11 protein-coding genes are annotated in these 13,139 nt (G+C 55.9%); 5 read left to right on the plus strand and 6 right to left on the minus strand.

What is annotated here, in order from left to right:
• Positions 1-99: 99 nt before the first annotated feature.
• Entirely contained in the window at positions 100-618 is a 519-nt protein-coding gene (locus ABJF76_RS09890; protein WP_413822271.1) for an SH3 domain-containing protein, read from the minus strand.
• A gap of 98 nt (positions 619-716) precedes the next feature.
• Between ABJF76_RS09890 and ABJF76_RS09895 the strand changes: the two genes are divergently transcribed.
• The 4 genes from ABJF76_RS09895 to ABJF76_RS09910 all read left to right on the plus strand — a co-directional run bounded on the left by ABJF76_RS09895 (position 717) and on the right by ABJF76_RS09910 (position 7,690).
• Entirely contained in the window at positions 717-1,703 is a 987-nt protein-coding gene (locus ABJF76_RS09895; RefSeq protein ID WP_413822272.1) for a 2-hydroxyacid dehydrogenase, read from the plus strand.
• Between the two features lie 73 nt (positions 1,704-1,776).
• Positions 1,777-3,558: a gamma-glutamyltransferase gene (gene ggt / locus ABJF76_RS09900; protein WP_413822273.1), complete on the plus strand. Its 1,782-nt coding sequence runs from the start codon at positions 1,777-1,779 to the stop codon at positions 3,556-3,558.
• Positions 3,559-3,584: 26 nt separating this feature from the next.
• A complete protein-coding gene (locus ABJF76_RS09905; protein WP_413822274.1) occupies positions 3,585-4,988 on the plus strand; it encodes an FAD-binding oxidoreductase in 1,404 nt (467 codons plus the stop codon).
• A 203-nt stretch (positions 4,989-5,191) separates the two neighbouring features.
• Positions 5,192-7,690 (plus strand): GcvT family protein, encoded by a 2,499-nt coding sequence (locus tag ABJF76_RS09910; protein WP_413822275.1) that lies wholly within the window; start codon positions 5,192-5,194, stop codon positions 7,688-7,690.
• A gap of 58 nt (positions 7,691-7,748) precedes the next feature.
• Here the strand turns inward: ABJF76_RS09910 and ABJF76_RS09915 are convergent, their stop codons facing one another.
• The 3 genes from ABJF76_RS09915 to ABJF76_RS09925 form a co-directional block, all read right to left on the minus strand.
• Positions 7,749-8,366, minus strand: coding sequence for a glycoside hydrolase family 25 protein (locus ABJF76_RS09915; protein ID WP_413822276.1), 618 nt, complete (start codon positions 8,364-8,366; stop codon positions 7,749-7,751).
• Between the two features lie 143 nt (positions 8,367-8,509).
• Positions 8,510-9,583: an NAD(P)/FAD-dependent oxidoreductase gene (locus ABJF76_RS09920; protein ID WP_413822277.1), complete on the minus strand. Its 1,074-nt coding sequence runs from the start codon at positions 9,581-9,583 to the stop codon at positions 8,510-8,512.
• Positions 9,580-10,506: an aldo/keto reductase gene (locus tag ABJF76_RS09925; RefSeq protein ID WP_413822278.1), complete on the minus strand. Its 927-nt coding sequence runs from the start codon at positions 10,504-10,506 to the stop codon at positions 9,580-9,582. The genes ABJF76_RS09920 and ABJF76_RS09925 overlap by 4 nt, the downstream gene beginning before the upstream one ends.
• A 218-nt stretch (positions 10,507-10,724) precedes the next feature.
• Here ABJF76_RS09925 and ABJF76_RS09930 point away from each other — a divergent pair, with 218 nt between their 5' ends.
• Positions 10,725-11,444 carry a hypothetical protein gene (locus tag ABJF76_RS09930; protein WP_413822279.1) on the plus strand — a complete coding sequence of 240 codons (720 nt, stop codon included), beginning with the start codon at positions 10,725-10,727 and terminating at the stop codon, positions 11,442-11,444.
• A gap of 71 nt (positions 11,445-11,515) precedes the next feature.
• Here ABJF76_RS09930 and ABJF76_RS09935 read toward each other — a convergent pair whose 3' ends face one another.
• Complete coding sequence (locus ABJF76_RS09935; protein ID WP_413822280.1) at positions 11,516-12,058, minus strand: hypothetical protein; 543 nt, start codon at positions 12,056-12,058, stop codon at positions 11,516-11,518.
• Positions 12,024-13,106: a BMP family ABC transporter substrate-binding protein gene (locus tag ABJF76_RS09940; RefSeq protein WP_413822281.1), complete on the minus strand. Its 1,083-nt coding sequence runs from the start codon at positions 13,104-13,106 to the stop codon at positions 12,024-12,026. Before ABJF76_RS09940 ends, ABJF76_RS09935 begins: the two co-directional genes overlap by 35 nt.
• Positions 13,107-13,139 lie beyond the last annotated feature (33 nt).

Here is a 13,139-nt window from a genome sequence, read left to right on the forward strand (position 1 = left end):
CAGCTACGCATCATTCAGTCAGATATGGTGCGTATATGACTACGCGCGATTCGAGCAGTTAATCACGCTACATATCGGAAATCTGTGGGACCTAAGGCTTTAGTCGCGCACTTCATCCAGTGCGACGCCCCACATGCGCGCCTTTGGGGCCCAACCTTTGTACCCGGCGGACGTGATGCGGCACCATTCAACGTCGCATTCGCCAAGGCGCGCGATGACGCCGACCTCAAGGGCTGCGGCAATCGGTGCGTCCGTGTCGGGGCGGGTGCGAATGGTCAGCATGTCTTGTTCGATGAGAACGGTGCGGGTGCCGGACAAAAGGGAATAATGAACCCAACCGCCCAACCCGTCGCGATCTTCGACACGGCGCCAATGGCCGTGTTCTGCTGTAATCTGCAAGGGCATGTCGCGGCGGGTGAACACCCAGTCGATGCGATGGGTCAGCGATGGGCCGCGGCGCACGTTGCCTTCGGCCGCTTTCAGCGACACATAGCGGGGCAATGGCAGGTTGGTGATTGGACCAACATCTTTTGCCAACGCAGGCAGGGCCAAGCCAAATATTAAGCACAACGTTGCAATTGTACGGCCAAAGACCGCCATGGGGGAAGTTTTACTCATCTCGCGCCTCTTGATATGGCCGAGGTTCTTGTGCCCCGTGCTCACATCCGCCACCATGCCTTTAAATGGCGCAAACGCCAAGGCCGGGGAGGGCATAGATGTCAAAGGATCGTGTAAGTGTTGTCGTAACGCGACGGTTGCCTGCGGCAGTCGAGGCGCGGCTGAGCGAACTTTTTGACGTCACACTGCGCGACAATGATGCTGCAATGAGCCGGAATGAAATCGTTGAAGCGATGAAAACGGCCGATGTTTTGGTCCCTACGATCACGGATACGATTGATGCCGCGATGATTGGACAAGCCGGGGATCGGTTGAAACTGATCGCCAATTACGGTGCCGGTGTGGACAACATTGACGTCGCAACGGCACGGCAGCGTGGGATTTTGGTGTCGAACACCCCCGGGGTGTTGACCGAAGATACTGCCGACATGTCGATGGGTCTGATTTTGGCCGTCACGCGCCGCCTACCTGAAGGATTGGCGGCGATGCAGGCGGGGCAATGGGACGGTTGGTCGCCTACAGCATTTTTGGGTGGACGGATTGCCGGGCGGCGTCTGGGCATTCTTGGTATGGGGCGGATTGGACGTGCTGTGGCGCGCCGTGCAGCGGCTTTTGGTATGCAGGTGCATTATCATAATCGCCGTCGACTACGAACCGAGGTCGAAGACGAGCTGAATGCGACGTGGTGGGAAAGCCTTGATCAGATGGTTGCACGTGTGGACGTGCTCAGTATCAACTGTCCGCATACGCCAACGACGTTTCATCTGATGAATGCGCGGCGACTGAAGTTGATGAAACCTGACGCCGTGATTGTGAATACCTCGCGCGGTGAAGTGATAGATGAAAACGCGTTAACCCGGATGCTGCGTGCGGGCGAAATCGCAGGGGCAGGGCTAGATGTGTATGAACACGGGACAGAGGTGAACCCGCAGTTGCGCGAATTGCCCAATGTGGTGTTGTTGCCGCATATGGGGTCGGCAACACGCGAAAGCCGGGTTGAGATGGGCGAAAAAGTCATCATTAATATTAAAACCTTCGCAGACGGGCATCGCCCGCCGGATCAAGTTGTGCCCTCAATGCTGTGAGGGACCGGAAAACGATACGTTTTCCGTCCAAGAGTTTTTCTCAAAACTCTTGCCCCGCCCAAAGGAGAGTGAAATGCGTTTTATCTTGCCTACTGTCGTCATTCTGAGTGCCAGCGCTGTATGTGCGCAGCAAAGTTCAGATTCCGTTCAACCCGAAGGGGCCATTTCAGCGCATGCTGAAGCCAGTTCTGAACGTTTTGCCGCCGCTCAAGCCGCTAAGGCAGCGGGAAGCCCTGTTTCAGCTCAAACCTACATGGTCGCTGCGGCAAATCCGTTGGCGGTGCAAGCGGGCGTGGATGTGTTGGCCGAAGGTGGCACGGCTGCGGATGCGCTGGTGGCGGTGCAAACAGTTTTGGGTCTTGTCGAACCACAATCCTCTGGGCTTGGCGGCGGCGCGTTTCTTGTTTGGTATGATGCCGCATCGGGCCAATTGACCACCCTAGACGGGCGCGAAACCGCGCCTTTGGCGGCGACGCCGACTTTGTTTTTGAACGACGCAGGCGAGCCAATGGGCTTTTTCGATGCGGTCGTCGGGGGGCGGTCTGTTGGTACACCGGGCACCCCTGCATTGCTGGCTGAAGTGCACGCCCGTTGGGGCAACCAGCCTTGGGCCGGTCTGTTTGATGCGGCCATCGATCTGGCCTCAGAAGGGTTTGAGGTGTCTCCTCGGCTGGCCGGCTTGATCGAGCGCGATGCCGAGCGGTTGGCGACCTATCCGAGGACAGCAGATTATTTTCTGCCCGGTGGCGCACCGTTGCAGGTTGGGGCGGTGCTAAAAAACGTGGACTACGCAAAGACGCTGCGCAGTTTGGCTGTGGGTGGGGCTAATGCGTTCTATACTGGGCAGATCGCACATGACATTGTGGCCACCGTGCAGGATTTCGCGGCCAATCCAGGCGTGTTGTCAGAACTTGATCTGGCCGCCTATCAGATAAAAGAACGTGCGCCGGTGTGCGTATCGTATCGTGCACATGACGTCTGCGGTATGGGCCCACCTTCGTCGGGGGCTTTGACCGTTGGGCAGATTTTGGGGGTGTTGGAGGGGGCTGATCTTGCTTCTCTTGGTGCCGAAAACCCAGAAAGCTGGCGGTTGATTGGCGATGCATCGCGCCTAGCTTTTGCGGATCGAGGTCGGTTCATGGCGGATGAGGATTTTGTGCCCATGCCGACTGCGGGTCTGCTTGATCCAGCCTATTTGGCGACGCGCGCTGCCTTGTTAGACCGCGATACAGCGCTGGAAAAGGTCGCGCCCGGTGCCCCTGCTTTCGACCACAGTTTGAATTTTGCAGATGATCAAAGCATCGAATTGCCCTCGACGTCGCATATTTCGATTGTGGACAGCTATGGCAATGTGGCGTCGATGACGACGACCATCGAAAACGCGTTCGGCTCGCGGCTCATGGTGCATGGGTTCTTGTTGAATAATGAACTCACTGATTTCAGCTTTCGAACGCATGTGGATGGCGTGCCGATTGCCAATGCGATTGCACCGGGTAAACGGCCGCGGTCATCTATGGCGCCAACCATCGTCATGAAGGACGATGCACCGGTTTTGGCGATTGGCAGTCCCGGCGGTAGTCGGATCATTGGCTATGTTGCCAAGTCGATCATTGCATATTTGGATTGGGGCATGGACGTGCAACAGGCTGTCACCTTGCCCCACGCCGTCAACCGTTTTGGTACATTTGATGTCGAAGAAGATACAGCTGCTGGCGAACTTGCCCCGGCATTAGAGGCGATGGGTTATGAGGTGAATGTGCGCGATTTGAATTCGGGTTTGCACGCCATTGCCATAGGTGACGGCTTGCAAGGGGGGGCGGACCCACGTCGTGAAGGGATTGCGCTGGGGGATTAGACCTTAGCCGGAAGAAGGAGAAAACCATGGTTCAAGCCATTGATCTAGAACGCAATGAAGACGGGATTGCGACGGCCCTTGGGGTGTTAAAGCAACAATTCGGTGATCGCTTTCACACAGGCCAAGCGATGCGTGATCAGCATGCGCATACGACCACCTATATTCGCGGGCAGGCCCCGGATGCGGTTGTGTTTCCTGCATCGACCTCCGAAGTTTCAGACATCATTAAAGTATGCGCCACCCACCGCGTGCCGGTCATTCCCTACGGCACGGGCACATCGCTTGAGGGGCATGTGAATGCGCCTGCAGGTGGGGTTTCTATTGATATGAGCGCGATGGACCAAATTTTGGCCGTCCATGCCGAAGATTTGGATTGTGTGGTGCAACCGGGCGTAACGCGCGAGCAGCTGAACACCTATTTGCGAGATCGGGGCTTGTTCTTTCCAATTGATCCCGGCGCAAATGCATCGCTTGGCGGCATGGCCTCGACCCGTGCGTCTGGCACCAATGCAGTGCGCTACGGAACGATGAAAGACAATGTCTTGGCGCTTGAGGCCGTTATGGCCGACGGTCGCGTGATCCGCACGGCGCAACGGGCCAAGAAGACTTCAGCGGGCTATGACCTGACCCGGTTGCTGGTGGGCTCGGAAGGGACGCTGGGCGTCATTACGGAAGTGACGCTGAAGCTGCAGGGGATTCCCGAGGCGATCCGCGCTGCACGCATGTCATTTCCGTCAATTGATGCGGCCTGTCAGGCGGTTATGACGACAATTCAATATGGTATTCCGGTGGCCCGAATCGAATTGATGGATGAATTGAATGTGCGTGCGGCCAATGCCTATGCTGGTTTGGACCTGCCGGAAACGCCATTGTTGCTATTGGAATTTCATGGTTCGGACAATGCGGTAGTCGAACAAGCAGAGATGTTTGGATCAATTGCCGAAGATGCCGGTGGATTTGATTTTGCCACAACGGGGTCTGTGGAAGAGCGCAACAAATTGTGGAAAGCGCGTCATGATCTGTATTGGGCTACTTTGCAGCTGCGCCCCGGTGCGCAGGGGATTTCCACGGATGTTTGTGTGCCTATTTCGCGGCTGGCAGAGGCTGTGACAGGTGCGCAAACCAAAGCTGCTGAATTAGGGCTTTTGGCCCCAATTGTGGGTCATGTGGGGGACGGAAATTTTCATTCCTTGGTTTTGATCGACGTCGAAAGTGCCGATGAAGTCGCACGTGCTGAGACGTTTACTGCGTTTTTGGCAGATGAGGCGATCCGTATGGAAGGGACCTGCACGGGCGAACATGGGATTGGGCAAGGCAAGGTGCCTTATCTGGTTAAGGAACTGGGCGCAGCAGTTGAGTTTATGGGGGCCATTAAAGGCGCTTTTGACCCGCTGAATATTATGAACCCGGGTAAGATATTTAAGCGCTGACCCAAAAGGCGCCTTGCGGCGACACGACTTTATATGCGCTTGCCGCGCAGGCTCAAAGGGGGCGTTGCCCCCTTTGAAAACCCCGAAGGTATTTTGAACCCAAAGAATGCGTCGTTTTTGGATGTTGAGCGGTCGGCTTGCTTGCGCGCTTGTGGCGTTGGTTTTCTAGAAGGGTGCCAGAGAGTAGTTGAGGGAGTCGCGACGTGAAAACGCAAGTCAAAGCTTTGGTTGTTGGGGGCGGTGCTGTTGGTACATCGATTGCCTATCATTTGGCGCGGGCCGGCTGGGACGATGTTATGTTGTTGGAGCGGGATGAGCTGACTTCGGGGTCTACTTGGCACGCGGCTGGGTTATTGCCCTATTTCAACATGTCTTTTGCGACGACCCACATCCATGACTATTCGATCAAGTTCTATAAGACATTGGAAGAAGAGACGGGGTTGAATGCCGGGTTCGCAGTTGTCGGCAACTTGCGTATGGCGCAGACCGACGCGCGGATGGACGAGTATATGCTTTATGCCTCGACCGCTGAAACGTGCGGTGTTCCGTATGAGTTTTTGACGCCCGCGCAGATCAAGGAAAAGTGGCCGTTGATCCGGACTGAGGATTTGAAGGGCGCGCTGTATCATCAGACTGATGGGTACATAAATCCGGCTGACGTCACCATGGCGATGGCCAAGGGCGCGCGTCAACGTGGCGTGATGATCGAACGCAAGTGGCAGGCGGATGCGTTTCATTGGAATGGGCAGGCTTGGGAGGTTACGGCCACCAAGATGGTCGAAAAAGGTGGCAACCTGGTGCCATCCGACGAGCAGGTCGTTATTATCGCTGAGCATGTTGTAACGGCGTCGGGCAACCATGCGCAGCGGACGGCCAAGATGTTGGGCATTAAAATGCCCGCAATCCCGGTTGAACACCAGTTTATCGTGATGGAACAAGACCCTGCATTGGTTGAGTTCCGCAAAGATCATGCCGAACACCCTGTGATCCGTGATGCCGATGCGCAGTCTTATGTGCGTGAAGAACGCGGTGGTTGGATTTTGGGTGTCTATGAAAAAGATGCACCGGCACGTTTTGAACATGGGGTGCCGGACAGTTTTCGCGCTGATCTGTTCCAGCTCGATCTAGAACGGATCGAAGAACAGTATATGGCGATGATCCATCGGATACCGTCTTGCGAGGACAGCGGTCTTAAGGACGATTTCAATGGCCCGATTTGTTATACGCCAGATGGCAATCCTTTGGTCGGCCCCGCGCCGGGGTTGCGCAATATGTGGCTGGCAGAAGGCTTTTCCTTTGGCATCACGGCTGCCGGTGGCACAGGGTATTATTTGGCGCAAATGATGGTCGAGGGTGAGGCCGAGATCGACATGGCTTCGCTTGATTCCAAGCGCTATGGCGATTGGATGACAACCGAGTTCGCAGCGCGCAAGAACGAGGAATGTTACGATCACGTTTACATCCTGCACCACCCAGATGAAGAGCGTCCGGCCTGCCGGCCTTTGCGTACGTCGCCCGCTTATGACCGCCAAGCAGCGCAGGGTGCGCAGTTTGGGTTTGTGAACGGGTGGGAACGGCCCAATTATTATGGGCCCGTCGATGCCCCAGATGCGTTTGATCATGACGCGCGGTCATTTCGGCGTGGGGCATGGTGGCAGCACGCGGTAGATGAGGCGCGTGCGATCCGTGAAGGCGTTGGTTTGATCGATGCGACTGCCTTTACCAAACATCGGATTTCGGGGCCTGGTGCCACGGCATTTTTGGACTGGTTCACGACCAACAAGCTGCCGTCGGTCGGCCGGATCAATCTTACCTATGCGCTGACAGCGACGGGGACGACGCGGACGGAATATACCATCGTGCGGTTGGCTGAGAACGATTATTATCTTGTATCTGCGGGGGCTTGGACGGCCTATGATCAAGATTACCTTTACAAAGCAATCGAAGATATGGAGCCGACATTCGGCCGTATCAACGCGGCGGAGGAAACAACGCAATGGGGTGTTTTTGCCATTGCGGGGCCTAAGTCACGGGACGTTTTACAGACGTTGATCAACGATCCCGATCCGGGCACGGCCCTATCCAACAAACGATTTCCATGGTTGACCATGCGCAACATTGAGCTGGGTATGTGCCCTGTGCGCGCAATTCGTGTGGCCTATACCGGAGAGTTGGGATGGGAGTTGCACCACCCGATTGAGATGCAGAATTACCTTTGGGATCAACTGGTTGCGGCGGGCGAGCCGCATGGATTGAAACTGGTTGGGGCGCGTGCGCAAAACTGGTTGCGCCAAGAAAAGAGCTACCGTGCCTTTGGGACGGAGTTGGGGCGTGATGCAACGCCGCTTGAGGCGGACTTGCCACGCTTTGTTAACCTGTCCAAGGATTTTTATGGCAAAGCCGCAATGGAAGAAATTGGGATACGTTCCAAATGCGTAACGCTGTTAATCGATGGCCCTCAGGATGCTGATCCGTGGGGGCGAGAGGTGCTTTATCATGGGGAGCGCCGTGTCGGGCGTTTGACGTCGGGGGGCTATTCGGTGGCCTTTGGGACGTCGATCGGGATGGGCTATGTCAGCCCGGATTTAGCGGTGCCCGGTACGAAATTGCAGGTCAAAATGTTTGACAAGCTATGGGATGCGGAAGTCGTTGTGGATAGCCCTTATGACCCCAAGAACGAGGCCATCCGCAAGGATGTGTAAGGGTGTCGGTGGACGGGTCTGTTTGCTTCGCAAAAGCGCCCGCCCACCGGCTTTGATGTCAGCGTAAGGTGCGCCGTTCGAGCCAGCTTTCCCATGCGGCAGGTGAGCCGTTGAATGCGTTGATGTCGATTGCACCCGGCGTGTTCGGGAGTGTTCCTGTTGCGGTGTATTGCCAGAAGCGCCAGGTTTGTCCGGGAAAGGCCTCGGCCGGGGTTTTTGCGGTGGTCCGCAGCCAGAAATCCACATTTCTAAACGCGCTTAGCCCGTTTTCTTTGTAAAAGCGTGGCGTGGTGTAGATGATGGGTTTTTGCCCATAATGCGCGGTCACGATGTCCATCCATCTTTGCATTTCCGCGCGCACCGTTGCGCCGTCTGGACGGCGTTTACAGGTTGGGGAAAACGGGTTCCATTCCATATCGAGCACTGGCGGCAGGCTGCCGCGTGTGCGCGGGGCGTTCTGGATGAAAAACCGTGCTTGGACTTCGGGAGCGGTGCAGAAATAGTAGAAGTGATAAGCGCCGCGCTTGATGTCAGCCTGTCCGGCGCCTTTCCAATGGTCTTCGAATTTGGGGTCTTTAAGATCGCCGCCTTCGGTTGCTTTGAGGAAAACGAATTCGATGCCGGCCGCTTTGGCGCGTGGCCAATCGACGAAGGTTTGGAAGCGGGCGGCATCCATGCCGCGCACGGGAAATGCGGTGGGTTGGCGACCACTAAACCGCACAGGATCACTGTCCCCGATGACGATAGGGCCATCGAATGAAGTGGGCGCCGGAGCCGAGCCACAGGCGGCCAACAGGAGCAAAAGAGAAAGCGTGCGGATTAACATGATGAACCTTTATGAAAACGGTTGGGAGAGAGGCTTTTAACTGTTGTTGCGTCCATCTCAGGCGTTCGGCCCAAGGTGAGGTCGGCAAGCAATTGGCTGGCCGCTGGGGCGGTTTGGAACCCATAGCCGCCTTGACCTGCGCACCAAACAAAGGATTGGTTTTCAGGGTCTTGCCCCAAAACCAATGTGCGATCAGGGGCGAAGCTGCGCAGGCCTGCCCATGAAGACAACACCCGTGTGACGGGCTGTGTGACATGTTGGGCGAACCGATCGAGCCCTTCAGCCAACACCATGTCGTCGGCCCATGCGTCGTGGGCTGTTACTGCGTCTTCCTCGGCAGGAGAGACCAGCAGCGCGCCTGCGTCCGGTTTGGCGTACCAGGTTTCGCCGACTCCAAAGAAGATTGGCCAGTTTGTCACATCATTCCCGCCCGGCGCAGGGATGCGTGCCATGGAGCGCCGGTAAGGCGTGATGCCCATTGGGGTTATCCCAGCCATCACGGCGATCTGATCAGCCCATGCGCCAGCTGCGTTTATCAGAATGGCCGAACTCAACATCTCTTCTCCGCTACGGACGGTCCAGCCGTTGTCATATGATATGGCCGTAACGGGTTTCCCTGAACGCACGTGCCCGCCGTTTTTACGCACAACCTTTGCGAAGTCGTGAACCATGCGGTCTGTGTCGATGTCATAGGCCTCTGGATGATAGGCAGCGCGCGTGATTGTGTCGTTTAGGATCGGAATATGCGCACGGGCCTCTGATACGGAAACTTCGGGACACTTCAGCATTTTGGCATCGGTTTCAAAACCTGCGTCCTCGCCTGCGCGTCCAACCAACATAAAGCCGCGTGGGGACAAGTAGGGTTGGTGGTAGGCCTCGCTCGCGTAGTTCAATGCGATCACCGATGGCAGGCCGTAGTTCTTTTCAAACAGCGCGGCCGAGCGGCCCGAGGCGTGATATCCAAGTGCGCTTTCGCCTTCGATGAGCGTAACGTGTGCGTGTTCCGACAACCGTGCCGCAGCAGAGACACCCGCGATGCCGCCGCCGATGACGATGATGTCGCTCATGCCTCTTCTATCCGATCGGTGGCGGGGGGCGGCGTGATGCTAAGAGCGGTGATTTGCGCGTAAAGGTCGGGTGTCATGTCAAAACTAAGTGCGGCCAACGAAGGGGTCAATTGTTCCACCGAACGGGCTGAAACGATGGGCCGTGGGCGCGATGGATGGGCCATAGCCCAAGCTATGGCAAGCGTCGCCGGGCTTGTGCCAAGATCCGAGGCAAGCGCGCTAAGATTGCGTGCGGTTTCGTGCATCCACTCAACATTATAGCGGGCCGCGTACATGGGGTCTTCGGTCAAGCGCCCCGTTTCGCCGCGCGCGTATTTACCAGTCAAAATCCCGCCGCCCAATGGGGAATATGGGACGATTTCAATATCTTGATCGACGCACATTGGAAAGATCTCGACCTCGGCCTGACGTTTGACGAGGCTGTGCATCGGCTGCACCATTTCGATGGCGATGTCGAAACTGGCGGCGATGGATTGGGCTTTCATCACTTGCCATGCAGAAAAGTTTGAAACAGCGATGTGACGAATTTTTCCAGCGTTTTTGAGCGTGGCGAGCGCGCCGAAGGTTTCTTGCAACGGCGTGGCATCGTCATAGCGATGCAAATACAGGACATCGACCATATCAAGGCCCAGACGCTGTTGCGATGTGGCAAAGCCTTGCAGGATATTGGCGCGGGTTGATCCACCTTCAAACGCGGCTTTGGTGGCAATGATAAGGCTGTCGCGTTCTTCTTTGACCATTTGCCCAAGCAGAGTTTCGGAGGCACCCCCATTATAGACATAGGCGGTGTCAAAGTGGGTGATACCGGCCGCACGCGCCGCTTCATACATGGTGCGGCTTTGGGCGGCGTCAGCCCGCCCTCCGAATTGCATTGTTCCGAAGGTCAGGCGCGAAAGCGGGGTGTTATTTACAGACGTAATCATAGTCAAAAGCGTGTCACGGGGGCAGCGTTCGCGCAACGGTTAATGGAGCCGGATGCGTGAGTAATGCAGCGTTCAACCGGCTTTAATCGGGTGCAACCGGGGGTGAGATAGGACGCATTTGAACGATTTTATGACGTATGAAAGGAATGCAGGCCACGAATTGTCAACACTTGCCTGCCACATCTGACGTCACGCGATGATTTCAGAATGAGGTTGCAATGGAGCGGATGTGGGGTCTTTTGGCCTGCGTTGGATTATGTGTGCAAGCGGCGTTTGCATGGGGTGAAGCTTTGCCAATGGTACAGCGGGTGAGCCTGCTGACGGACCGCGCGCCGTTGTTTCCACCTCAAGAGGCAAGGCCGGGAACATCCGCCAGCCTGTTCAATGGTGTGGAAGGCAAAAGCTTGTTTGCACCTATGCCTGTGGTAGTCCACGTGTCTGTCGCGCCTTTGCAACGGGATGGTCCTGTGGCGCAGTTACGTACTTTGATTGCGCAAGCCGAGGCGGGATCAAAAGGCTATGACGCGGTACAATATGGGGCACGTATCAAACCGTCGGGCGAACCGACAAGTTTGACGATCCGCGAGATTTATCAATGGATTGACGACACGCCGGGGCAACCTCATGCGATTGGACGGTACCAATTCATTCCGCCGACACTACGACGTCTTGTGAGCAGTTTGGGGGTCAGCCTGGATGCCCGGTTCACCCCGCGTGTGCAGGATCAACTGGCTGATGTTTTGCTGCAAGAGGCTGGTTTGCGTCGCTTTCGCAGCGGAGAGATGGAGCGGCAGGCGTTTATGAACAATCTGGCCAAGATTTGGGCCGGTTTGCCCAATGATACGGGCAAGTCGCATTATCATGGCTATGCGGGGAATAAGGCGACGATGACGTGGGCTTCGTTTGATGCGCAGATGGCGCGGATATTTCCGGGGTAGGGGTGACGTGTGGACATTCAAGGCTTCGGCTGAACCGGTCTAACATGTGTCAGCTCCGCATATCCGCCATATTATTTTGCGGTATCGGAGAATGGTTCTGCAACTACTTGGTGTTCATCTTCGTAAAGGAGGTAACCCACACGACATTCCTTTAAAACATCAATTGTATAGCCACATTCATCTAATACACTCTTTAATTCAAAAGCCTTTGCAATGTGCTTTGTGGCTGTGGGTTTGAACCAGCTCAAACCTTTTGTGGTTTTGTGGTGTAGGGCTTTGGGACTGCTGCGGGAAAATCGTTCGGGGTGTTCAAGATTGTCGTTAAACCAATCCCTAAGATCATCTATTCGATGATGCGCCACACCATCGGATAAAGGGTTGTCTTCTATTTCGCGGGCAGCCTGAAAAAACCCTTCGCGGGATTTGATGCCTTCGACGGGGCGTGCATAGACAAATCGCAAATACATCGTAGTGACGTTAACGAGGGAATGTGTCAGTTTTACGATCAATTCCGGGTGTCGTGGTGCAACAAAAAAGGCCCCGCCGGGTGGCGGGGCCTGATCTTTGGAACGTCTGCGCTTATTGTGGGATGTCGCCTTCGATGCCTTCGACATAAAAGTTCATGCCTGCAAGCGTACCGTCGTCAGCTGTTTCGCCTTCCGCCAAAAACGGCGAGCCGTCTTGTTTCTTCAACGGACCGGTGAACGCGTGGTACGAACCGTCGGCCAGCGCGGCCTTCAATGCGAGCGCTTCGGCTTTGACGTTAGCCGGTACGGCGTCAGAGATTTCACCGATGCCTACCATGCCAGGGCCGATACCGTCCCATGTGTCTTTCTGCTCCCATGTGCCATCCATAACGGCGCGTGTGCGCTGGATGTAATAGGGTGCCCAGTCGTCAATGATCGATGACACGCGCGGGAAGGGTCCGTATTGGCCCATGTCAGACGCTTGTCCGAAGGTCACGACATTGCCAGCCTCTTGGGCTGCGGCTTGTGGAGCGGTGGAATCGGTGTGTTGCAACACAACATCCGCGCCTTGTTCGATCAGCACTTTGGCTGCGTCTGCCTCTTTCGCAGGGTCGAACCATGTGTAAACCCAGATGATTTTGAATTCGACGTCAGGGTTGACTTTTTTGGCGTGGATATAGGCAGAGTTGATGCCGCGGATCACTTCGGGGATCGGGAACGAGCCGATATAGCCGATGATGTTGGATTCCGTCATGTTGCCCGCGATATGACCTTGGATCGCGCGCCCTTCATAGAAGCGTGCGGAATAGGTCGACACGTTGGGGTGCAGGCGTTTGAAGCCCGTGGCGTGTTCGAATTTCACATCAGGGAATTTGGCCGCAACGTTGTTGGTCGGATCCATGTAACCAAAGGACGTGGTAAAGATCAGATCGGCACCGTCGAGCGCCATCTGTGTCATCACACGTTCGGAATCCGGGCCCTCGGCCACGTTCTCAACAAACACGGTTTCAACCGCATCGCCAAATTCTGCTTCGACCGCAAGGCGACCTTTGTCATGCTCGTGTGTCCAGCCGCCGTCACCGATAGGGCCGACATAGACAAAGCCTACTTTGGTCTTTTCGTGCCCGTCTGCGAATGCAGCGCCGGCAAGGCCCAGTGCGATGGCGGCAGTTGCCATCATTGTGGTAAATTTCATTAGGTTTCCCCCATTGGATCGCCCCAAAAGGGG

The organism is Tateyamaria sp., from assembly GCF_039940735.1.
GTDB lineage: Bacteria > Pseudomonadota > Alphaproteobacteria > Rhodobacterales > Rhodobacteraceae > Tateyamaria.

Excerpts from the sequence above, each read along its gene's own strand:
- ABJF76_RS09915 (WP_413822276.1), bottom strand. The coding sequence starts at position 8,366 with ATGGATGCCGCCCGCTTCCAAACCTTCGTCGATTGGCCACGCGCCAAA.
- ABJF76_RS09930 (WP_413822279.1), top strand. The coding sequence starts at position 10,725 with ATGGAGCGGATGTGGGGTCTTTTGGCCTGCGTTGGATTATGTGTGCAA.
- ABJF76_RS09920 (WP_413822277.1), bottom strand. The coding sequence starts at position 9,583 with ATGAGCGACATCATCGTCATCGGCGGCGGCATCGCGGGTGTCTCTGCT.
- ggt (WP_413822273.1), top strand. The coding sequence starts at position 1,777 with ATGCGTTTTATCTTGCCTACTGTCGTCATTCTGAGTGCCAGCGCTGTA.
- ABJF76_RS09925 (WP_413822278.1), bottom strand. The coding sequence starts at position 10,506 with ATGATTACGTCTGTAAATAACACCCCGCTTTCGCGCCTGACCTTCGGA.
- ABJF76_RS09905 (WP_413822274.1), top strand. The coding sequence starts at position 3,585 with ATGGTTCAAGCCATTGATCTAGAACGCAATGAAGACGGGATTGCGACG.
- ABJF76_RS09940 (WP_413822281.1), bottom strand. The coding sequence starts at position 13,106 with ATGAAATTTACCACAATGATGGCAACTGCCGCCATCGCACTGGGCCTT.
- ABJF76_RS09895 (WP_413822272.1), top strand. The coding sequence starts at position 717 with ATGTCAAAGGATCGTGTAAGTGTTGTCGTAACGCGACGGTTGCCTGCG.
- ABJF76_RS09890 (WP_413822271.1), bottom strand. The coding sequence starts at position 618 with ATGAGTAAAACTTCCCCCATGGCGGTCTTTGGCCGTACAATTGCAACG.
- ABJF76_RS09935 (WP_413822280.1), bottom strand. The coding sequence starts at position 12,058 with ATGTCGAAGGCATCGAAGGCGACATCCCACAATAAGCGCAGACGTTCC.